This window comes from Sporobacter termitidis DSM 10068 (assembly GCF_900130065.1).
Taxonomy (GTDB): domain Bacteria; phylum Bacillota; class Clostridia; order Oscillospirales; family Oscillospiraceae; genus Sporobacter; species Sporobacter termitidis.
Genome location: NZ_FQXV01000007.1, coordinates 70,416 through 92,596 on the forward strand (window position 1 = coordinate 70,416; position 22,181 = coordinate 92,596).

Here is a 22,181-nt window from a genome sequence, read left to right on the forward strand (position 1 = left end):
TCCAAATCGTACATACATAAGTATTGCACGTAAAAAAACAGGGTATTGCACAAAATGCAATACCCCGGGCGGCTTATATGACAATCGTCTCCTCCGGGACTCGTATATCCCGGGAAAACAGTTCAATCGATATATGTCCGTCAAAGTCCTTGGGAACAGGTTTTTTTAACACGCAGGTCTGCAGCTTCAGCCCATGGGGCCCCTTCTCCGTTGTGCTGCCGTAAATACCGATAGTTCTGCCGGCCCGCTCCGGCGCGCTGTCCAAGTATTCCTTTTCGTAAAACAGGAACTGGATATCGTCTTCCGCTTCGTATTCGACATAGGCAAGACCAAATCCACTCGGGCAGGTGTTCTCTCCGGTCGCCTGCATCGAGCCCCGCGGGTCATATCGTGCCAGCCTGTTGATATAAAAATACCGCTCAACATTGTTTTCGTTGTCGAAAAATGAACGGCGCTCGTCCGGCAACGCCACGCCAAACGGCAGGTCGTACGTCCTCCCGATATACTGCTGCCGGACGATTTCTCGGATTTTCAAAACGATATCGCCGTCGAAGGGCGGCGAAATTTCCGAAAACGGCACCTCACCGTTGACCTCCCAGGCCATGATCATAACGTGGATTAAATCCGTGCCGTCAAAAACGGACAAGTCCACTTTTTGCTCCGCAAAGTGCTGCAGGCGCATATAGCCTCCGACATTTTCCGGAAACACGGCTCTGCTCCGCCCTCCCCCGAACGTGATCTTATGTCCCTGTATACGCGCTTCACAGGGAAACATACCCGGGGCGGCATCCATGCCGCACCTGAAGATATCACGATTTGTCGTAAGCTCACACTTTACGTCACAGGCATCCCGAATCGAACTGCGGCACACGCTCCAAAGCGTCTGCTTGCCGTCCTGCAATGTCAGGGACGCGAGCACTCCGTCCTGCCCCCGGGCTCTGAACGCCTTATTGATAATGATCTCCTTATCCGGGATAAGAAATTCCGATTTTAAATCGCGCAGCAGCATTGTGTCCGCATCCTTTCCGGCAAAGCTATGCAGGATATGAAACAACATCGGTGACGTCCGCACAGCCTTGCCAAGGCAATTTATTCCACTATAAGGCAAACGCATCCAATATTCAAGTATATGAAAAAAACAGGCTATCGCCCTTTTATGAAGAGCTGCAGCCTGTTTTGTTATGTCCAATATCCCCGTTATCTCAGGGCTGTCCTTCTCGTTTTCAATTGCGTTTTAAAAACGAATCTTCTGAGTTCCCTTTTATCGCTTTCATTATTGAGCAATTGGCACCCATATAAGTAATAATCGTTTTCAGCCTGCTTTCTGACAATTTGCGCTCTGCAATTCAAATGCTTTGTCTCCAAGGGAAAATCAAAGATCAGGCAGGCGTTCTCTTCGGCGATATCCAGGCGGGATTTTAAAAGCATACCGCCGGCGCTGACATTTATTACCTCAAACCGCGCGCCCTTGTCCAGCTTCCTGATTTTTGTACCTATATATATTTCGTTCAGAAGCAGCGGGATATTTACTTTGACCCGGACGTCGTCCCGCCGCTGCCTTTCATCAACAAGGCGGAGCTTTTTGATCGCCAATTTGTGTACGGACGCCTCGCACACCATCCCCTGATAAAAAAGCATGCCTTTGGCATCATCGTACGTTTGTATACTGACCGTGTCCTTATCCCGCAGGATACGATTCTCTTCAACCCGAACCCAGGCTTCCCTCCTGTCCGTGTCGAGCTTTATGATCCTGCAGAACACCGGCGCTTCAATCTGATCGGCCAGGTAAATCATTGCGTCACATTTTAGATACATAGCACCACCTTTCACACACTATCGCATTAAGGTAAAATCTTCAATGTACTTATGTTATAACTTTATGAAATAGTTTTCTCCGGCAGCAAACCTGAAAGACTGTACCTTGGTACAATTGTAAATTACCGAAAAATATGCAAAAATGATATTGTTGCCATGCGGCAATATGTTTTTCTATGCCTTTTGATCGCAGCAGGCTTGCATAGACAGCATTATTTTAAGAAAGGGAGGAATAAACCTGAAAACCAAAAAGAAATTTACTTTGATCGCGCTGGCTTTGGCCATGACGGCAGTGCTTGCCGGCTGCGGCAAGCCTATCGCCCTGGAAACGGCCTACGAGAACAACGCGGCGATAACATCCTATTCTTATTTCGTCGATTTTAATGTGAAGTTATCAAACGCGGGCGAAGTGGAAGACACGGCAGTCCAGTTCAACATGAACGGCAAATTAAGCTCCGCCGCCGACAGGATAAAGACAAGGGCCGACGTATCGGCAGTCGTTGACGGCGAACCGATGAAATTCCCCGTTTACCTCGATACCTCCGCCAAGGAATTTGATTTCGATATATTTGTCGGCATTCCAGACGTGATTAGAGATAGTTTTGCAGGCAAAACCGATTTCTATCTATCCTCGGCACAATTGGAAACGCTCATGCAGCTCGCGCTGACCCCAGAGGAGTACAAGGACTTTGAAAACACACTCCAGACTTATTCGGAGCTGGGTACCCGATCCTCGGGCCTCTCAGCCGCGATCGAGTCGTCTGTTCAGTCTTACTTAACTAATAACAGCGGCAAGATTCAAAAATTTGAAAGCCTTGAAGGAAAAAAGGTCTCGGAAAACGGAACGTACAGCTTCACCCTGTCGAAGGAAGACTTAAAGGCAATACTGACCGAGTTCTTCAGCAACGAGGACAATTATCAGCTGGTAAAGGACGAATACGGCGCATTCATCGCCCGGTTAGGCCAGGAAGCTTTTGACGAATTTGAAGAAATGCCCGACGCGGAAACCTTGATCAAAGAAATCAGCGAAGCTATGGATGCGCTGAAGGCCCTCGACCTTAACGCCGAGTTTACAATTGAAGACAGCTATATCACAGGCCTGAGCTTAAGCTTTACAGGTATAGACGATACCGGCGAGCAAATTGATCTCGCCTTCACCCTGCTTCTAAGCGACATCAATAAGAGTGTCAATATAACGGTACCCGACAAAAACGCGGATACCAATCTTGATATCGTCGCCCTGTTAAAGGACGCATTACCGGCTCAGCAAAACGGGTAACGGGTATCGACGGACCCGGCACGCGCCTCAACTGAATTCATAATAACAACAGGGTATCGCACACCCTCCGGTTGCGATACCCTGTCTTTTTACGATTCTTTTAATCCTTCGGCGCTGCCGAAATAAGCTTATATTCCCGCCTGCGCCAGAATATCCGGGACCTTTGATTCCCAGCCCATAGCCATGATATGTACGCCCTGGCAGTACGGCCTGCACTCTTTGATGATACGCGCGGAAATCTCAATGCCGGTAATGCCGGCCTTGGTCTTTTCCTTATCCTTCTGCAGCTCCTCGATCATTGAATCCGGGACGCTGATTCCGGCCACGTTCGCGTTCATGTACTTCGCCATACCCGCGTTTTTCGGAATAACGATTCCGAGCTGGACGGGCACGCCGAATTGCTTGGCCTTCTCCATGAATTTGATGAATTTTTCGGGTTCATAGACCGCCTGCGTCTGGAAGTATTCCGCGCCGGCCTTGACCTTTGCTTCCATTTTGGCAAGCTGCACGTCAACGGAATCGCTGCAGGGGGAAACGACGGCGCCTTTGGAAAATTTGGGTGCGTCCCCTTCGAGAGGATTGCCCGCAAGATCCTCGCCGGACTCAAGCTTTTTCACCATGTGCAGAAGCGACACGGAATCCAGATCGAAAACAGGCTTGGCCTGCGGGTTATCGCCCAGGGTGGTGTGGTCGCCGGTCAGGCAGAGCAGGTTCTCAATACCGAACAGCGCCGCGCTCAATATATCCGACTGCAGGGCAATGCGGTTCCTGTCACGGCACGTCATCTGGAAAATCGGGTTCAGGCCCCTGTCCTTCAAGGCCTTGCACGTTGCCAGAGAGCCGAGGCGCATCACGGAAGACTGGTTATCGGTCACGTTGACCGCATGGACCCTGCCCTTTAAATATTCATCCGCTTCGTGGAGCAGATGATCGATATGAAATCCCTTTGGGGGGCCTACTTCTGCAGTAACTACAAACTCGCCACGCTGAAATAACTCAGTAAGTTTCATTTCTTATCGCTCCTAATTATTATTATCTTTTTCAAAATTCGCGGCAAACGCGGCGCACCGTGTTTCCATCAGTCGGCATTCTGTGAATCTTTAAAGGGCTTGGCATAATCGCGTACCTTTGTCTGGAATTTCAGCGTATCCAGCTTGTTCAGCTTTTCAAGCTTCCGGTAAATGCGTTCCCATCCGCACTCCATATTCTTGTCGACTTCGCATTTTCCGTTTTTTGAGCCGCCGCACTGCCCGTTGACGAGGCTCTTTGAGCAGGCGGTGATGGGGCAGATGCCGCCGGTGTAATTCAGGTAGCATTCCCCGCATTGCCCGCAGTCGAATTCCAGCGGCGTCACGCCCTGAAAGCCCGGCAGAGGGCAGGTGTCGCAGCCGGCAAAGACTCTTTTGTTTTCCAGGAAAGCCGCGACGGTTTGAACGCCGACACCGCAGGAAAATACCAGCACCGTGTCCGCGGCGTTTATTTTATCCATGAACTTCTGCAGCTGGAAGCACAGATTGTCGGGGTTGCATATGTAATCCCTTGTGATGATTTCCGTCACGTCCCCGCGCGCCGACAGTTCCTTTTGCAGCTCCGCGGCTTCTTCCTCGGGGAAGTAGACTTCCTTGCAGCCATGGCAGTTAATGATAACTGTTTTTCCTTTTGCAAGTGTTTCAATCGCGTCTTTCTGTTTCAGTTGGGTAATGAGCATCTTATTTACCCTCCCTTATAGCTTTTTTTCCGATCTTTATCATGTTCACGATGGGAAGCTTTGAGGAGCAGATGGTTTCACAGCATCGGCATTCGATGCAGTCCATCACGCTTTGCTCTTTAAAGCCCTGCCAGTTCTGCGTCCCCGCGTATTTTGTGAAATACAGCGGCTTGAGCTCCATGGGGCAGACATCGGCGCATCGGCCGCATTTGATGCAGGAATAAGGTTCCGAGCAAACAGGCTCCACGGCAATGATGCCGTTGGTGCCCTTCATGACCGGCACGTCAAGATTGCTGAGCTCAAAGCCCATCATCGGCCCGCCCATTTTGATTGTCACGTCGTCGCTTGTCACGCCGCCGCAATAATCGACGAGCTCTTTCACGGGTGTGCCGATCTTAACGATGTAATTTCCCGGCGTCTTCATCCGCTCGCCGGTCACCGTCACAACGCGCTCGATCAGCGGCAGGCCCCTCTGGATCGCGTCGGAAACAGCCTTGACGGTACTGATATTGCTGACAATCGCGCCCACGTCGGCCGGCAGGCCGCCCGACGGCACGGCTCGTCCCAGGACCCGCTTGATCAGCATCTTTTCAGCGCCCTGCGGGTACTTTGTTTTTGCAACGACGACCTCGATATTCGCCATGTCCGCGGTTTTTGACCGCAGTATTTCAACCGCGTCAGGCTTGTTGTCCTCCACCGCGATAATGCCCTTTTCGGCGCCCGAGGCCTTGAGCAGCGCCTTGAGGCCGAAGATAACGTCGTCGGCAAACTCGACCATAACGCGATGGTCGGCAGTCAGCAGCGGCTCACATTCGCAGCCGTTGAGGAGCACCGTATCCACCGGCTTGGGCGGTTTAATCTTAACCGAGGTCGGGAAGCCGGCGCCGCCCATACCGACGATACCCGCCCCGCGGACAATGTCGATAATCTGCTCGGGCGTGAGGCTGTCAAGGTCTCCGGCCGGTTTGACGGACTCGTGCAGCGTGTTCTTGCCGTCGGACTCGATGACGACGGACAGGACGTTGCCGTTTGTGGCATGCAGTCTCGGCTCAACAGCGATGACCTTACCGCTGACGCTGGAATGAATGTTGGCACTGACGACGCCCTTCGCCTCGCCGATCTTCTGGCCGGCCTTCACCTGGTCCCCGACCGCCACAATCGGCTCCGCCGGCGCGCCCGCGTGCATCGACAGCGGGATTACGACAGTATGTACATCCGGGAATTTCACCAGAGAAAGATGCTCGGCAAGCTCCTTGCGCTCGGAGGGATGGATGCCGCCGTAATAGCCCTCGAACCGCTTCTCGCGGACGGATTTGACGTATTCGCTGATGAACTTGTAATTGATCTTCGAATAGTCGCGGATCTGCAGCGGCTGGTTTAATAGCTCCTGGGTCCGCCCCTGCTCTTCCATCTTTTTATAAATTTTCTGCCATCCGCAGTCCATTTCTTTGTTGACTTCGCATTTGCCGTTTTTGGCGCCGCCGCACTGCCCGTTGACGAGGCTCTTCGAGCAGTCGACAATGGGGCAGATGCCGCCGGTAAGGTTTAAATAGCACTGACCGCACGCGTCGCAGCGCGTCTTTGTCAGCGCCATGCCGTGGCGGCCTCTGTAGGCAATCGAATCGCTCGCGGCGTATACCGGCTTCTCCGCCAGATCGGCGATCGTCTGGATGCCTAAACCGCAGGAAATGACGAAGACGTTTTCCGCTTCCTTCGGCAGCAGGGCCTGAAGCTTCTTCGCCGTCGTCGTTTTGTTGCACAGAAAATCGACCTTCGCCGAGCCGACAAGAGTTTTCCCCTGCGCGCCGGCAATTGCCTCAAATTTGCCGCATTCCGGTTCCTCAGCAAGCTCGAATTCCTTGAAGCATTTGTTGCAGGCAAGGACAAACAGGTTGTCCTTATCCGCCAGGACCGGGGTCAGCTCTTCCTTTCCTTTTAACCTAAACTTGGTGTAATCTTCCAATTCAATTCTCCCCCCTAAACTTGGTACAACAGGATAAATAGATGATTAATGATGTAGTTTTCTTTGGGTACTTCAACAAGGACGAGTGCGCAAAAACTGCAGGTTGCGATAAGATTTCAACAAGTCAATGAATCTATTATATCATAAAATGTTTTATTTTCTTGCAATATTTCATGAATTATTATAATAATATCAACCTGATTTTCCGCCCTCGCCTGTCTAATTTGTATAAATGCCCGGCGCCGCCGGCGAGGAAGCGCCTTTGACGCCGGGCTCCGGGGAAAGGTTAATGAAGACAGGGTATTGCAATCAAATGTAATACCCTGTCCGATTTGTTATGCGCCTGGCCAAAAAGGCTGCGGTCAAACGCTTTTTATATCATATTCTCATGGCGGGAAATAAGGTCGTTCTGGCAGTCGCGGGTCAGCTCCACAAAATAGGCGGAGTAACCGGCGATGCGTACCACCAAATTGCGGTACTGGTCGGGATTTTCCTGCGCCTTGTGCAGGGCCTCGGTGGAAACCACGTTGAACTGCGCTTCGGCGCCGCCGTTGTCCATATAGGTCTTGACCATGTCGCGCAGCTTGATAATCCCATCGTCACGGCTGAGCGCGGTGGGATGGAGGCGAATGTTCAGGCACACGCCGTCCATGAACTTGGTATGGTCGTAACACAGCGAGGAGGCAAACACCGCGGTGGGGCCGTTGATGTCGCGGCTCTGAACCGGAGACGCGGCGTCGGCGATAGGTGTTCCGGCCAGTCTGCCGTCCGGCGTCGCCCAGGTGGTGTACCCCTGCCCTACATGGTCGGCCGCGCCGTACAGGCCGGCCTTGAAAATCTTAGCGCGGGTTGAGTAGCATTCTTTACAGGTGTTGTAATAGGTGTTAATCACCCAGGTCATCTGCTCGTCGGCATAAGGGTCGGCATTTCCGAAATGGGGCACCTCATTGATGATCTGCTGTCTCAGGGGCTCATAGCCCTCCCAGTTTGCCATAACAGCGTCATAAAGCTCCCGGGCCGTGCACAGCTTCTTGTCGAAAACCATATACTTGATGGCGGTCAGGGAGTCGGCAACCGTGGCAAGGCCGGTAGCGGTCCCGCCGTAAGAGTTGTACTTGGCGCCGCCCCAGGTGCAGTCCTTGCCGGACTCCATGCAGCCGTCGAGGGAGATGGACAGCATCGGGTGCGGCGTGTGGTACTGAACCAGGTACTCCAGATAGTTATTAAGGGAAACCTGGGCTTTGATAAAGTAGCTGGCAAGTATGCGCCAGGCTTCCTTGACCTCGTCAAAGGACTTCATATCATACAGGTAGCCGGTATGGATCGAGCACTGCTCGCCATTAAACGGATTCTTGCCGTCGTTGATCGCCATATCCAGCAGCACGCTGTAGTGAATGGAGGAGTGCGGCGGCGCCACGCCGTTGGCGGCGGAATAGTCGTTGCCGGAGCCGGTAATTTCCTGGCAGCCGATGATGGCGTAATCCCGGGCATCCTCAAGCGTAAAGCCCAATTCCTTCATCGTGCCGGGGATGATGATCTCGTCATTCTGGAGCAGCGGCAGCCCGCCCACCTTTGTGGAGGTCTCCAGAGCCAAAGCCCACAGCTCGGCCGGCGTGTTCTTGTTCACACGCAAAGAGATCGTGGGATCATGAAGGCTCAGGCGCGCCAGGCTTTCCAGCACCATGGAGGTGACCGGGTTGCTGGCGTCCTCGCCGGTTTTGGGGTCCACGCCGCCAATGGTTGTGTGGAGATAGGTGTTGCCGATGCCGATGATCTTGATCAGATCCCCGCCGCCGGGGACGCCGATGACGCCGCCGCCGTACATGGAATTGATCTTCATAAAGAAGCAGTCCACAATCTCCTGGGCCTCTCCCATGCCCAGCCGGCCCTCTTCCAGATCCTTTTTCAAGAACGGCCAGGTATACTGATCGAAGCGGCCGAAGGAACCGATATCGCCGATAAAGCTCAGGCGCAGTATGTACTGATACGTGATCGCCGCCTGGCAGGCCTCGCGGAAGGTGCGGCAGGGGTTTTCGGAAATCCAGGCCAGGCTGTCCGCCATGGACTCCAATTCTGCCCTGCGCTTTGCCTCGGTGCAGGACGCGGCTTTTTCCAGGCATTTCTCACTGTAGCGCTTGAGCAAACTGGTGGCGGCAGCGCAGGATAGGACGGCAGCGGTATAAAACAGGTTTTTGTTCACATCCTCGCCCATCAGGTTATTGACGTGGGAATCCAGCCAATCCTGAGCCTGCTTGCGAATGGCGCCGTAGCCCACATTGATGATTTTCTTAAAGCCCGGGGTCAGGTGGCCGGACGGCATCATCAGCAAAGGCGCGCCCTTCAGGGTGGCGGATACGTTCATGCGGCAGAGCTCTTCATAGCCCTTCGGCTGCCAGGCGGCCGCGATATCGTTGTAAGTGCGGCCTTTCCAGTAGTCGGTGATGGACTTCAGATTCTCGTAATCCTCGGGAGCGATGGACATACGCAGCTCCTCGTCGTCGGGATTGTGATACAGGCCGTCTTCCCGAAGCGTCCACATTCCGGACTCGATCACGAACGGAAGCAAGCCGGCGCCGCCCCAATCGGGCGCATAGCCGGTACCGCAAAAGTTCTTGCTCGTATTGCCGACGAGCATTTCAAAGTCCTCCACGCGGACGGTCATCTGCTCACAGATGGCCTTCAGCACCGTGGGACGGCGGAGATAGGGAATGAGATTCTCATTGGCCTGGAAACAGCGGGTCGTGATCATCGCAGTCTCAGAGTCGCTCTGGATGACACGGTCGCGGATCAGCTGATGCATGCGCTGCATGCGCTCACTTATCGGTTTGAACTGATACATTTCAGCAGCTCTCCTCCTTATGCCATGTGTTATGTATATGTGCATATTATACCAACAGCAGCAATTAATGTACAATGCTAAAAACATATATAATCATAGCAGAACCATATCAACGTCTTAAATTTGGTATAATGTGACAAGTCAACAAGGCTGTCGGTGTTGAACTCTGTGCAAAAATTCAACACCGGCAGCCTCATGCTTATTTCGACACGGCGCCTTCTAGGTCTCCTCCGCCTTCGGTACCGGTACATCGCGGCGCACCTTTGCCTGTAACAGCTTATACAATGTTGCCGCGACCGGCACGGCGACCATCATCCCCAAAATGCCGCCAATACCGCCGCCGAGTATGATTGCAGCCAGAACCCAGATGCCGGGCAGTCCGACAGAAGCGCCGACAACCTTTGGATAGATCAGGTTGCTTTCTATCTGCTGCAGCACAATGATGAATATGATAAAGAAGAGTGCCTTCATCGGATCAACGGTAAGAATCATAAACGCCCCGATTCCCGCGCCGATAAACGCGCCCACCATCGGTATGAGCGCTGTTATTCCTATGACCGCGCCAATCATCGGCGCATAAGGAAAGCCGAAGATCAGCATGCCCAATATGCACAAACCGCCCAAAATCACCGCCTCTAAGCACTGGCCGGAGACGAAGTGGGCGAATGTCCGGTTGGCCACACTGAAAACCCCGTTGATTTTATCCACGCGCGTTTCCTTCAGGACAAGCCTCATAACTCTTTGGAGCTGGTCCTGCAGTTTCTCTTTTTGCAACAGAATAAAAACCGCGAAGATAACCCCAATCACAACGTTTACTATACCGCTGCCCAAAGTACTGATAAAAGTAATTGTGGAATTAAAAATCGAGCCCACCCCGGACAGGGCATATAATACAAACTCCTTTAAAGTGCTGTTCCAATCGATATTGAGCCCTTCCAGCGTATCGGCAATAATCGGAAATTGATCACTGTACTTCAGCAGCCAGTTCTTGAGGCTCTCGAAATAAACCGGGATTTCGTTTGCGATCAATGTGAGCGCGCGCAAAAACTCAGGTACTACAAGGACGATAACAAGCGCTAAAATGCCCGCTATGAGAATAATTGACAAAAGCGTACAGACCAGTCTTCTCGAGCGGATAACGATTGCTTTTCCGGACCTCGGAAAATAGATCTTCTCCAGCATTTTCAAGACGATGTTTAAGGCAAAAGCAAGGACGCAGCCGAGGATTAACGGGGAACATATCTTCAGCAGGGACGCCATAACCGAGAGCCCCTGCTGAAAATAGATGACGACAAGCACTGCGACGACAAACCAAACCAAATACTTCAATAATCTTCTTTCGCGCTTCTTTTCATTCATCAAACTAAATATTCCTAACTATATTGACTTCACTTAATTATAAACCAAATTATGTAACAAGTAAATAAAAACAGGGCATCACGCCGTTTTTTCGCAATCCCCTGTCGGAATTTATCAGCTGATTGCCCCTTACTCTTTCAGCGCCGCCGCTGGGGCTACCGCCGGAAAAAAGGCCAATCGCAAATTTTCACATTATGAAACGCTTTAAATAAAAACAAATCGGAATTCGTCAGGATAGTATGAATTCGGACTCCTCCACGATAAGACCGCCGGAAAACTCAAAGATATCACAGGAACGTTCGCCCAAGTTATTCCTCAAGATAGCAACAATGCGGTTTTCATCGCCGCCTTGATACAGGGCCTCGCAGACGAAGGTGTTGTCGCTGCCCTTATATGCCTCCATTATCGCGGCAAGATAAGCATCTATTCCCTTGATAGTTTTCGTCTGCTTTGAATGTAGAATCCATACAACATCCGGAGAGAGAAACTTTCGGTACGTTGACCAATCCCGCTCGTTTTCTGCATCAAAAAAGGATAAAAGGCTATCTTTGTTTGCCATATTGCTCCCTCTCCTTCCCGCTTGTCGAATGTATTAATAGCGTTAAAAGGATAAACTCAATACAGGGTATTGCATCTTACAATGCAATACCCTGTCTGATTATTATCTGCGATTGGTCCTTAACCTTTCAGCGCCGCCTGGGCCGCCGCCAGCCGCGCGATGGGGACACGGAAGGGCGAACAGGAGACGTAGTTGAGGCCGATGTTGTGGCAGAACTCCACGGAGGACGGGTCGCCGCCGTGCTCGCCGCAGATGCCGATCTTGAGATCGGGGCGTGTTGCGCGGCCCAGCTCGACACCCATCTTCACCAGCTTGCCAACGCCGGCCTGATCCAGGCGGGCAAACGGATCGGACTCGAGAATCTTCTTCTGATAGTAGGCGTCCAGGAACTTGCCGGCGTCGTCGCGGCTAAAGCCGAACGTCATCTGCGTCAGGTCGTTGGTGCCGAAGGAGAAGAACTCGGCCTCCTTGGCGATCTCATCCGCCGTGACACAGGCCCGGGGCAGCTCGATCATGGTGCCGACCTTGTATTTGAGGTCCGAGCCGGACTCCTTGATGAGCGCGTCCGCGGTGTCGACGACGATCTTCTTGACGTACTGGAGCTCCTTGATTTCGCCCACGAGCGGGATCATGATCTCGGGGACCAGCGCCCAGTCGGGGTGCTTCTTTTTCACGTTGATGGCGGCCTTGATCACCGCCTTCGTCTGCATGACGGCAATTTCAGGATAGGTGACGGCCAAGCGGCAACCGCGGTGGCCCATCATGGGGTTGAACTCGTGGAGCGAGGCGATGATCGCCTTGATGTCGTCCACGGATTTGCCCAGGTCCTTCGCCAGCTGCGCGATGTCGTCCTCCTCCGTCGGCACAAACTCGTGGAGCGGCGGGTCCAGATAGCGGATGGTGACCGGCAGGCCCTCCATCGCCTCGTAGATGCCCTCGAAGTCGGACTGCTGCATCGGCTCGAGCTTTAAAAGCGCCTTCTCACGCTGCTCGACGGTGTCGGCACAGATCATCTCGCGGATGGCGGGGATTCTGTCGGCTTCAAAGAACATATGCTCCGTGCGGCACAGGCCGATGCCCTCGGCGCCAAATTTGCGCGCCTGCCTGGCGTCGCGCGGGGTATCCGCGTTGGTGCGGACGTTCAGCTTTCTGTATTTGTCGGCCCAGGCCATGATGCGGCCGAACTCGCCGCCGATGGAGGCGTCGGTGGTCTTGATGGCCTCGCCGTAGATATTGCCGGTGGAGCCGTCAAGGCTGATCCAGTCGCCTTCCTTGTACGTCTTGCCGCCGAGCTCAAAGCGCTTGTTCTCCTCGTCCATTTTGATGGCGCCGCAGCCGGCCACGCAGCAGGTGCCCATGCCGCGCGCCACAACGGCGGCGTGGGACGTCATGCCGCCGCGGACCGTCAGGATGCCCTGGGCGGCCGCCATGCCCTCGATGTCCTCAGGCGAGGTTTCAAGGCGGACAAGAACGACCTTTTCGCCCTTCTGAACCCATTCCTTGGCATCCTCGGCCGTGAACACGGCCTTGCCGCTGGCGGCGCCGGGGGACGCGGCCAGGCCCGTTCCGATGGGCTCCGCCTTCTTCAGCGCGTCGGCGTCAAACTGCGGGTGCAGCAGCGCGTCGAGATTCTTCGGATCGATCATCAGGACGGCTTCTTTTTCGTTGATGACGCCCTCGTCCACGAGGTCGCAGGCGATCTTCAGCGCGGCGGCGGCGGTGCGCTTGCCGTTTCTGGTCTGGAGCATGAAGAGCTTTTTGTCCTCGATGGTGAACTCCATATCCTGCATGTCGCGATAGTGGCTCTCCAGCGTGGCGCAGATTTTGACGAAATCGTTGTATGCGGCGGGCATGACTTCCTTGAGCTGGTCGATCGTCTGCGGGGTGCGGATACCGGCCACGACGTCCTCGCCCTGGGCGTTCATCAAAAATTCGCCGAACAGCTTCCTCTCGCCGGTGGCCGGGTTGCGCGTGAACGCCACGCCGGTGCCGGAGGTGTCGCCCAGGTTGCCGAACACCATTTCCTGGACGTTGACGGCGGTGCCCCAGGAGCCGGGGATGTCGTTCATGCGGCGGTAGACGATGGCGCGCTGGTTGTTCCAGGAGCGGAACACGGCCTTGACGGCGCCCATCATCTGGTCGATCGGGTCGGACGGGAAATCGGTGCCGATCTTGGATTTATACTCGGCCTTGAACTGCTGCGCCAGCTCCTTCAGGTCCTCCGCCGTCAGCTCGGTATCCTGCTTGACGCCGCGTTTTTCCTTCATCTCGTCGATGAGCTCTTCAAAATATTTCTTGCCGACCTCCATAACGACGTCGGAATACATCTGAATAAAGCGCCTGAAGCAGTCCCATGCCCAGCGCGGATTGTTTGATTTCCTGGCAACGACCTCGACGACGTCCTCATTGAGTCCGAGGTTCAGAATGGTATCCATCATACCGGGCATCGACGCGCGCGCGCCGGAACGCACGGAGACCAGGAGTGGGTTTTCCCTGTCGCCGAACTTCTTGCCGGTCTGCTTTTCGAGGGTCGCGACATAGGCCATGATCTCGTCCTGGATTTCAGGCGCGATCACTTCGCCGTCGTCATAATATTTTGTGCAGGCCTCGGTGGTAATGGTAAAGCCTCTCGGTACCGGCATGCCGAGATTTGTCATCTCCGCCAGGTTGGCGCCCTTGCCCCCGAGAAGCGGTTTCATGCTGCCGTTGCCCTCTGAAAAGAGGTATACGTATTTTTTGCTCACAGGAATCCTCCTTAAAATAAGATCATTTTACAAAATTTCAGCGAAATTATACCATTATGAAACGATAAAAACAATATTCACACGAAATATTCCCGTCAAATCGGCAGAGAATTTTATCCGCCGTGCCGCCGGCGCGGTCAAAAAGGCGCGTGCCGCTATTTGCCGACGCAGAATCTTTCGAAAATGCGCCCGACGATATCCTCCCGGATCGTCTTGCCCGTGACCTCCCCCAGGGCGGCCAGCGCCGTCTCGATCTCCGTCAGCACGGCGTCCGGCGTGACGCCGGCGTTCAGCGCCTTCAGCGCCTGCCCGACGCTCTCCAGCGCCTGCCCGATCGCCTCGGCCTGCCTCTGATTCGTCAGGATCTCCCCGGCCGGGACAGGCCCTCCGCCGCCGAGCAGCTTTTCCGCCGCCCGGGCAAAAGCCTCCACGCCGTCGCCGGTGCGCGCGGATACGATAAGGGCCGTACCGAGCCTTCTCTCGAGCTCGCCGATATCCGCCGCCGTCCCCAGGTCGGATTTATTGACGACGGCCAGCTTTTTCTCCGAGGCCGCGGCAATGTCCATAACAATCCTGTCGTCGTCGCCCAGAGGCGCGCTGCCGTCGAAGACGGCGACGACCAGCGCCGCGCCCGACGCCGCGCCCCTGGCCCGCTCCACGCCCAGGCGCTCCACCTCGTCGCTGGTTTCCCGGATGCCGGCGGTGTCCGTCAGGCGCAGCAGCACGCCGCCCACGCGGAGCTTCTCCTCGATCGTGTCCCGCGTCGTGCCGGCAACGGGCGTGACGATGGCCCGCTCATAGCCGACGAGCGCGTTTAACAGCGACGATTTCCCCACGTTCGGCCGGCCGATGATCGCCGTTTTGACGCCGTCCTTCATCACGCGGCCGCGCTCGACGGTCTCCAGGAGATTTCGGAGCGTCGTTTCGGCCCCGGACAGGACCGACGCGTAATTGTTCAACTCAAAATCGTCGATATCCTCGTCGGGATAATCGATGACGGCGAAAAAATGCGCGGACAGATCGACCAGGGCGTTGTATACGGCGTCGATCCTGCCGCCCACGGCACCCTGGAGCTGCCCAGCCGCGTTTTGCGCCGCCGGCGCCGTCTCCGCCTCGATGAGGTCGGCGACGGCTTCCGCCTGCGAGAGGTCCATGCGCCCGTTCAGGAACGCGCGCTTTGTGAATTCCCCGGCCGCCGCCTGGCGCACCCCCGCCCCGAACAGTGCGCGCATCCCCTCGGCCAGAACGACGGGCGAGCCGTGGCAGTGGAGCTCCGCCGTGTCCTCGCCCGTGTAGCTGTGCGGCCCGCGGCTCACCGTGCACAGGCACAGGTCGAGCACCGCGCCGTTGCCGCCCATAAGTGCGCCGTAGACGAGCTTCCTGTCCTCGGTGTCACACATTTTTATGCCGCTTTTCGCCAGAAATATTCTGTCAACAGCCGCTATGGCCTCCGGCCCGCTGAGCCGGATGATCCCAACGGCGCAGACCGCACCTCCCGTGGCGATGGCCGCGATGGTATCGGGCATGGTGGACCTCCCTATAAATCCGTAGAACTTGATAACGCCGCAGAACTTGATAATCCATAGAACTTGATAATCCATAGAACTTGTCATTCCATAGAACTTGTCATTCCATAGAACTTGTCATTCCATAGAACTTGTCATTCCCGCGCAGGCGGGAATCCATCGCTGCCTTAATGTGCGTGTGTGGATTCCCGCCTGCGCGGGAATGACATGGAATGTGCGGGAATGACACGGGATGCGCGGGAATGACATGGGACTCTGGGAGTAACATGGGATGCGCGGGATGCGTGAGCAAGGCCTGTTCAAAACGAAAATAAACCGCGCTTTTTCCTGGGCAGGACGCGTTTGACCGCGTCGACGATTTCCGCGGCCGTGAGGCCGTACTCATTTTTCAGGTATTCCTCCGTACCGACCTGGCCGAACCGGTCCTTGACGCCCACCATCTCCACAGGCACCGGGCTGGTCCTGACGACCGCCTCGGAGACGGCCGAGCCGAGTCCGCCGACGACGTTGTGGTTTTCGGCGGTGACGATCGCCCTGGTCTCCCTGGCGCATTTTTCCACCAGCTCCTGGTCGATGGGCTTCCAGGTGAACATGTCGACGACGCGGGCTGATATCCTGTCGTTTTTCAGCGACTGGGCCGCCTTCAGAGCCTCGGAGACCATGATGCCGCTGGCGATGATCGTCACGTCCTTGCCCTCCAGCAGCACGTTGCCCTTGCCGATCTCAAACGACGAGCCCGCCTCATAGACGGCGGTGGCGTTTTTCCGCGCCATGCGCAGGTAGTGGACGCCGTAAATATCCGCCACCTGACGGACGATATCCTGCACCATAACGGGGTCGGTGAGCTCGATCAGCGTGATTTCCGGGATGGAACGCATGACGCCCATGTCCTCGAACGGCATGTGCGTGCCGCCGTTGTAGGCCGCCGTGACGCCCGGGTCGGACCCGAGAATCTTGACGTTGAGCTTGGCGTAGGCCGCGGAGATCATGACCTGATCGCACGTTTTCCGGGTGGCAAAGCAGCCGAAGCTGTGGGCAAACGGTATCTTCCCGACGACGGAGAGACCGGCGGCGATGCCGATCATATTGGCCTCGGCAATGCCGACGTTTATGGCCCTGTCCGGATACGCGCTGAAAAATGGCTTCATGCCGGAGGAGCTGACAAGGTCGGCGTCCAGCGCCACGATGTCGTCATTCTCAGCGGCGAGGTCCATCAGCGCCTTGCAATAGGTGTCGCGCATCAGCGTGGGACTTTTTACAAATGTATCGCAAACCTTAAACATTGTCCTCTCCCTCCTCTGCCGGCGCCTCGTCCTCTTCCGCTTTTTCCGCGGGTTCTTCCTGCTTCTCCGGGGGCTGCTCCTCAGGCGGCTCCGCCGCCTTTTTGACAGCTTCCTCCGCCGCTGCCGCCGCTCTCCGGGCGGCCTCCTCCGCGGCGGCGGCCGCGCGGGCCTCCTCCAGCTTTTCGGCGGTCTTCTTTACCGCCTCGTCCATCTGATCCTTTGTGAAGCTCATGTGGTGGTTGCCCTCCACGCCGGCGGCAAACGTCCCGTAGCCCTTGATGGTATCGAGGACGATCATCGACGGGGCGCCCTCATGCTCCTTGGCGGCGGCGACGGCGTCGAGAATCGCGCCCACGTCGTGGCCGTCCACCTTCTGCACAAACCAGCCGAAGGCGCGGAACTTGTCGGCCAGGTCCCCCACGTCCAGGATATCCTTTGTAAAACCGTCAAGCTGCTGTTTGTTCCAGTCCACAAAGGCGATGAGATTGCTGAGCTTGTGGGCGGCGGCGAACATCGCGCCCTCCCAGACCTGGCCCTCGTTGCACTCCCCGTCGCCGATGATGAGATAGGTGATGCTGTCGGACTTGTTCATGCGGTTGCCCAGCGCGATGCCGATGGCCGCCGATATCCCCTGCCCCAGCGAGCCTGTCGTCATATCCACGCCGGGCGTCTTATTGCGGTCGCAATGGCTGGGAAGGTGTCCCCCGCCCTGATTGAGCTCCGAGAGCATCTCCTTCGGGAAAAATCCCCGGAGCGACAGCGTGGCATAAAGCGCCGGTCCGGCGTGTCCCTTGGACAGGACGAGCCTGTCCCGCTCTTCCCACTTTGGATTGCCGGGGTCGCAGCGCAATTCGCCGCCATATAATACCGCCAGCGTCTCCACGATCGACATCGACCCGCCGATGTGCCCCGACCCGAAGCCTTCCAGCTCCTGGAGAGTCACCAGCCGGATGCCTTCCGCGATGACGCGCAGCTCCTTGGCACTTTTTCGATTCTCCATGTTACACCTCCTGTTTATTTGAGCGCAGTCTGCCAATAGTATTCGATTTTCTTAAAGTTCTTATAGACCTCGTCGGCCTCAGGCGAGAGGCTCTTCGTCAGAACGCCGTTTTCCGAAAAGCAGGCGGTGGCGTTGCTGATGATATCCGTATAATTGCGGAGCGCGTCGGCGGCCTTCATATACGCGCTGCCGCCCCACGCGCACAGGTCAAAGACCTTGTTCATAAGGAAGCAGGGCGAGAAATCGCCGCCGTCGCCGGTAAAATCGTTTCCCAGCGCCTCCATGGCCGCGTCGTTGGCCCAGATGACGTAGGGCGTGGTATAGAAATTGAAGAAGCCCTCCTCGGTGGACACGTCGATGTTGGCGCCCAGCTCCTTGTAGACGCTGTTGTCGTTGCCGAGCCAGGGCTTATGGTCCCCGAAAAAGACGACGACGACCGGTGTGTCCAGCTCTCGAAAATGCTCTATGAAATCGGCCAGTCGGCGCGTCGTGTCGTCAATGCCGGCCAGATAATTGTTGAGGATGTTGTACGACGCGTCCGACAGCCCGCCCTGCATTATGTAGGCGGTGTCCCCCGTCGTCTCGGCGTCGTAAGGCCCGTGGTTCTGATAGGAAAGGTTATAGCTGAAATACGGGGCGCTCTGGTCGCGCGCGTCGAAAAGCTGCTCGACCTTCGGGAAGAAGTACTCGTCCCATCGGCTGGCGTCCTGGAAATCCTCCAGAAAATAATAGCGGTCAAAACCCAGGTTCGGGTTGACGATGTTCCTGTCGTAATACCAGTCGTCGCCGGCGTGAAAGCCCTCCGTCACATAGCCCTGGCTGTTCAGGTAGCGGACATAGGAGTTCGTCGGCTGCTGGAAATCTCCCAGCCAGGTAAAGCCGCTGAGAAAGGACCGCTCCGTATCGACCGTGCCGCCGGCAAAGACATTGTCCACAAGATATCCGTGTATGGATTCACTTTCGATGGCGCGCAGCGGGCCGTAAACATCTTCGGAAAACTCGATCTCGTCAAACTGGGACAGGTCGGCGTACGACTCCAGCATGACGCTGACGATATTGACCTTCTTGTCCTCCGGGATCGCGTCGTCGCCGTAAGCGGACAGCGCCGCCGCCGCTTCCGCGGCGTTATACCCTCTTGGGGGCCCGGCGGCGGGGTCGTGGATACTGTAGATGAAGGGATAAACAAATCCCTTGCTGATGGAAATTTCGGCGTTCGACCAGACGTTGATGTCATAGCTGCCCTTGACCGCCGTATTGATCTTCGTGCTGGTATAGAGCGTGAAATACAGGGCGGCCGACACGAGCAGGACGGCCCCGGCCCCGATCAGGCGCGGGCGGGCGCGCATCCTGCGCCGCAGGAGGAACGCCGAAAAAACAGTCCCCACCAGGATATACGCGCCGGCCAGGTAGATCTTCCAGTTGAAGATCAGGGAATATCCGGCGATCACCTTGCCGACCTCGTCGGCCAGCTTGAAATCCGACGGGATGAACGGCTCGCTGCGCACCTGAATTTTGAAAAAATCGATCGCCGACAAAAGCAGTACAAGCAGCGACGACGCGAAAAAGCCGATCCAGACGCGGCCGGTCAGATAATACCCCAGCAGCAGCAGGAGTACCGGCGGCAGCAGATTTAAAAGCAGAAGCAGCGGCGAGCTGAAGTAGTCGAAAAACATCGGCAGGCCGAAATACGACGCCCCCAGCATCATTGAGATCAGCCCCGTGCCGATCCCCAGCAGCGCGAGGAAGACGTACGTTACAACGCGCTTCCGGCCAAAGGACCGCACGATTTCCCAGAGATCAGACTGTCCCGCCGGTCGCTTCAAAACGCCATTTTCTCCTCAAGATAAGGAACAAGCTCGCCGATTTTGACGCGCTCCTGCGTCATGGTGTCCCTGTCGCGGACCGTCACGCAGCCATCCTCCACGGAATCGAAGTCAAACGTCAGGCAGTACGGCGTGCCGATTTCGTCCTGGCGCCTGTAGCGCTTGCCGATGGAGCCGGCGTCGTCGAAATCGACCATGAAGTGCTTCTGGAGCTGGTGATAAACGGCTTCCGCCTGCTCGGAGAGCTTCTTTGACAGCGGCAGGACGGCGCATTTGATGGGCGCCAGCGCCGGTGCTAGGCGCAGCACCACGCGCGTGTCGTTCTTCTCGGCGTCCACGATCTCCTCGTCATAGGCGTCGATGAGGAACGCCAGCAAAACGCGGTCGGCGCCCAGAGAGGGCTCGATAACATAGGGGATATACTTCTCGTTCGTCTCGGGGTCGAAATATTCCATGCTCTCGCCGGACGTGGTCTGGTGGGCCTTGAGGTCGTAGTCCGTGCGGTCCGCCACGCCCCAGAGCTCGCCCCAACCGAACGGGAACAGGAACTCGAAGTCGGTCGTCGCGTTGGAATAATGGGAGAGCTCTTCCTTTTCATGGTCGCGCAGGCGCAGGCTTTCTTCCTTCAGGCCGAGCTTTAACAGCCAGTCGTGGCAGTAGGCGCGCCAGTAATTGAACCACTCGAGGTCTGTTCCGGGCTTGCAGAAGAACTCCAGCTCCATCTGCTCGAACTCGCGGATGCGGAAAATAAAGTTGCCGGGCGTGATCTCGTTGCGGAAGGATTTTCCCACTTGCGCAACGCCGAACGGCACCTTGCGGCGGGTGGTGCGCTGGATGTTCTTAAAGTTGACGAAGATGCCCTGGGCTGTCTCCGGCCGGAGGTAGATCTGCGCCGCCGAGTCCTCGGTGACGCCCTGGAAGGTCTTGAACATCAGGTTGAACTTGCGGATGTCCGTAAATTCGGCCTTGCCGCAGTTGGGGCAGGTGATGCCCTTTTCCTTGATGTAATTCACCAGCGCGTCGTTCGTCATCGCCTCGACGGCAACGCCGGTGATGTTATTGGCCGTATGCCACTCCTCCACGAGCTTGTCCGCCCGGTGGCGCGTCTTGCACGCCTTGCAGTCGATAAGCGGGTCGTTAAAGGTCGCCACGTGGCCGGAGGCCACCCAGACCTGAGGATTCATCAGAATAGCGGAGTCCAGCCCCACGTTATATGGGTTTTCCTGCACGAATTTCCGCCACCAGGCGCGCTTGATGTTGTTTTTCAGCTCAACCCCCAGCGGCCCGTAATCCCACGAGTTGGCGAGACCGCCGTAAATCTCGCTGCCCGCGTACACAAAACCGCGCCCCTTGCACAGCGCGACGAGCTTGTCCATGGTTTTTTCTGTGTTCTTCAGCATATATCCTCCATTGTGGGGCGGATTCCATATCCGCCCTACGGCGTGACAGGATTGACGCTCGCCCGAATCATATTTTACATATCTTTTTAATTATATCCCAAGCAGGTCTCTTGTCAACTGTTGGCACCCCTTATTTTGAGCCTGTATCGCCCCGGTACTTGCAATTATAAAGCATATCGCGTAAAATTAAAAAAATCTTCAAACGCAGCGGTAGCACGGCACTTCAAAGCCGCTTTCTATGGGGGCGGGGGAGAGAACGGCTCCGGGGAGTCACCTATGTGTCGCAACCCGTAAGGGACGCCGCCCGTGTCCCCTTGCAGCGCCCCCTGGGAACCGCCGCAGGGCGGGGGCTTGCTCCCGCCGCTCTTGTGCCGTGCGGCACCGGGAGGAGTTTCCCTCCTTCAGTCGCCGGCGGGCGACAGCTCGGGATACGCCGTAGGGCGGGACGACCCGGCCCGCCGCTCTTGCTGGCGCGGGGGTGGCCTGTGGGTAAGGACCGACGGGGCGATGTGGGCATCGCCCCCTGCGACGGATTCGACGGGAAAACAGGCTTCTATTGGATCAAAAAGGGCTTCTATTTGAGATTTTGGGGCTGATATTGATTAAAAACGCCTTGTAAAGCCTTGAAAAGGGACTGGACTGGGACGATATTTTCCTTGATATGTTACAAAAGTATGAAGCGTTGCGTCCTCCGAAAGCGGTCAAAGCGTTGCGGTTACTGGATAATCGATTTTAGAGAATCTCTATTTGTGCTATATTTATAAATATTTTTTTCTGCGCAGCCTTTTGCGTGCGGGTTCTTTAGCTTCATTATAGCACGGGTATCCCTTATTTTGCGTAATGCGATGACCCGGTGAACACCCTGCCGCGCCGCACAGGAGCG

Annotated in this window: 15 protein-coding genes; 1 reads left to right on the forward strand and 14 read right to left on the reverse strand. The window is 55.8% G+C overall.

What is annotated here, in order from left to right; genetic code table 11:
- Positions 1-73: 73 nt before the first annotated feature.
- Positions 74-1,057 carry a hypothetical protein gene (locus BUB60_RS10850; protein ID WP_073078812.1) on the reverse strand — a complete coding sequence of 328 codons (984 nt, stop codon included), beginning with the start codon at positions 1,055-1,057 and terminating at the stop codon, positions 74-76.
- Between the two features lie 140 nt (positions 1,058-1,197).
- Entirely contained in the window at positions 1,198-1,815 is a 618-nt protein-coding gene (locus BUB60_RS10855; RefSeq protein ID WP_084726417.1) for a PilZ domain-containing protein, read from the reverse strand.
- A 262-nt stretch (positions 1,816-2,077) separates the two neighbouring features.
- On the opposite strand from BUB60_RS10855, the gene BUB60_RS10860 reads away from it, so the two are divergent.
- Entirely contained in the window at positions 2,078-3,094 is a 1,017-nt protein-coding gene (locus BUB60_RS10860) for a hypothetical protein (RefSeq protein ID WP_073078816.1), read from the forward strand.
- A gap of 128 nt (positions 3,095-3,222) precedes the next feature.
- Here the strand turns inward: BUB60_RS10860 and BUB60_RS10865 are convergent, their stop codons facing one another.
- The 12 genes from BUB60_RS10865 to BUB60_RS10920 all read right to left on the reverse strand — a co-directional run bounded on the left by BUB60_RS10865 (position 3,223) and on the right by BUB60_RS10920 (position 21,298).
- A complete protein-coding gene (locus BUB60_RS10865; protein WP_073078818.1) occupies positions 3,223-4,104 on the reverse strand; it encodes a methylenetetrahydrofolate reductase in 882 nt (293 codons plus the stop codon).
- A 68-nt stretch (positions 4,105-4,172) separates the two neighbouring features.
- Positions 4,173-4,802 (reverse strand): methylenetetrahydrofolate reductase C-terminal domain-containing protein, encoded by a 630-nt coding sequence (locus BUB60_RS10870; RefSeq protein ID WP_073078820.1) that lies wholly within the window; start codon positions 4,800-4,802, stop codon positions 4,173-4,175.
- Position 4,803: 1 nt separating this feature from the next.
- A complete protein-coding gene (gene rsxC / locus BUB60_RS10875) occupies positions 4,804-6,765 on the reverse strand; it encodes an electron transport complex subunit RsxC (RefSeq protein WP_073078822.1) in 1,962 nt (653 codons plus the stop codon).
- Between the two features lie 373 nt (positions 6,766-7,138).
- Positions 7,139-9,604 carry a pyruvate formate lyase family protein gene (locus BUB60_RS10880; RefSeq protein ID WP_073078825.1) on the reverse strand — a complete coding sequence of 822 codons (2,466 nt, stop codon included), beginning with the start codon at positions 9,602-9,604 and terminating at the stop codon, positions 7,139-7,141.
- 219 nt (positions 9,605-9,823) lie between these two features.
- Positions 9,824-10,963, reverse strand: a complete 1,140-nt coding sequence (locus tag BUB60_RS10885) for an AI-2E family transporter (RefSeq protein ID WP_073078827.1) — start codon at positions 10,961-10,963, stop codon at positions 9,824-9,826.
- 229 nt (positions 10,964-11,192) lie between these two features.
- A complete protein-coding gene (locus tag BUB60_RS10890; RefSeq protein ID WP_073078829.1) occupies positions 11,193-11,522 on the reverse strand; it encodes a nuclear transport factor 2 family protein in 330 nt (109 codons plus the stop codon).
- A gap of 119 nt (positions 11,523-11,641) precedes the next feature.
- Entirely contained in the window at positions 11,642-14,266 is a 2,625-nt protein-coding gene (gene ppdK / locus BUB60_RS10895; RefSeq protein ID WP_073078830.1) for a pyruvate, phosphate dikinase, read from the reverse strand.
- A gap of 155 nt (positions 14,267-14,421) precedes the next feature.
- Positions 14,422-15,867: a tRNA uridine-5-carboxymethylaminomethyl(34) synthesis GTPase MnmE gene (mnmE, locus tag BUB60_RS10900; protein ID WP_278277497.1), complete on the reverse strand. Its 1,446-nt coding sequence runs from the start codon at positions 15,865-15,867 to the stop codon at positions 14,422-14,424.
- A gap of 224 nt (positions 15,868-16,091) precedes the next feature.
- Entirely contained in the window at positions 16,092-17,075 is a 984-nt protein-coding gene (locus BUB60_RS10905; RefSeq protein ID WP_073078832.1) for a transketolase family protein, read from the reverse strand.
- Positions 17,068-18,075: a transketolase gene (locus BUB60_RS10910; RefSeq protein WP_073078833.1), complete on the reverse strand. Its 1,008-nt coding sequence runs from the start codon at positions 18,073-18,075 to the stop codon at positions 17,068-17,070. The genes BUB60_RS10905 and BUB60_RS10910 overlap by 8 nt, the downstream gene beginning before the upstream one ends.
- Positions 18,076-18,089: 14 nt before the next feature.
- Positions 18,090-19,898, reverse strand: coding sequence for an LTA synthase family protein (locus BUB60_RS10915; protein WP_073078835.1), 1,809 nt, complete (start codon positions 19,896-19,898; stop codon positions 18,090-18,092).
- Positions 19,895-21,298 carry a glycine--tRNA ligase gene (locus tag BUB60_RS10920; protein ID WP_073078837.1) on the reverse strand — a complete coding sequence of 468 codons (1,404 nt, stop codon included), beginning with the start codon at positions 21,296-21,298 and terminating at the stop codon, positions 19,895-19,897. Before BUB60_RS10920 ends, BUB60_RS10915 begins: the two co-directional genes overlap by 4 nt.
- Positions 21,299-22,181 lie beyond the last annotated feature (883 nt).

Coding starts and splice junctions, on each gene's coding strand:
- BUB60_RS10885 (WP_073078827.1), bottom strand. CDS start 10,963: ATGAATGAAAAGAAGCGCGAAAGAAGATTATTGAAGTATTTGGTTTGG.
- BUB60_RS10890 (WP_073078829.1), bottom strand. CDS start 11,522: ATGGCAAACAAAGATAGCCTTTTATCCTTTTTTGATGCAGAAAACGAG.
- mnmE (WP_278277497.1), bottom strand. CDS start 15,867: ATGGATTATCAAGTTCTATGGATTATCAAGTTCTGCGGCGTTATCAAG.
- BUB60_RS10850 (WP_073078812.1), bottom strand. CDS start 1,057: ATGTTGTTTCATATCCTGCATAGCTTTGCCGGAAAGGATGCGGACACA.
- BUB60_RS10870 (WP_073078820.1), bottom strand. CDS start 4,802: ATGCTCATTACCCAACTGAAACAGAAAGACGCGATTGAAACACTTGCA.
- BUB60_RS10865 (WP_073078818.1), bottom strand. CDS start 4,104: ATGAAACTTACTGAGTTATTTCAGCGTGGCGAGTTTGTAGTTACTGCA.
- BUB60_RS10905 (WP_073078832.1), bottom strand. CDS start 17,075: ATGTTTAAGGTTTGCGATACATTTGTAAAAAGTCCCACGCTGATGCGC.
- BUB60_RS10920 (WP_073078837.1), bottom strand. CDS start 21,298: ATGCTGAAGAACACAGAAAAAACCATGGACAAGCTCGTCGCGCTGTGC.
- BUB60_RS10855 (WP_084726417.1), bottom strand. CDS start 1,815: ATGTATCTAAAATGTGACGCAATGATTTACCTGGCCGATCAGATTGAA.
- BUB60_RS10910 (WP_073078833.1), bottom strand. CDS start 18,075: ATGGAGAATCGAAAAAGTGCCAAGGAGCTGCGCGTCATCGCGGAAGGC.
- BUB60_RS10880 (WP_073078825.1), bottom strand. CDS start 9,604: ATGTATCAGTTCAAACCGATAAGTGAGCGCATGCAGCGCATGCATCAG.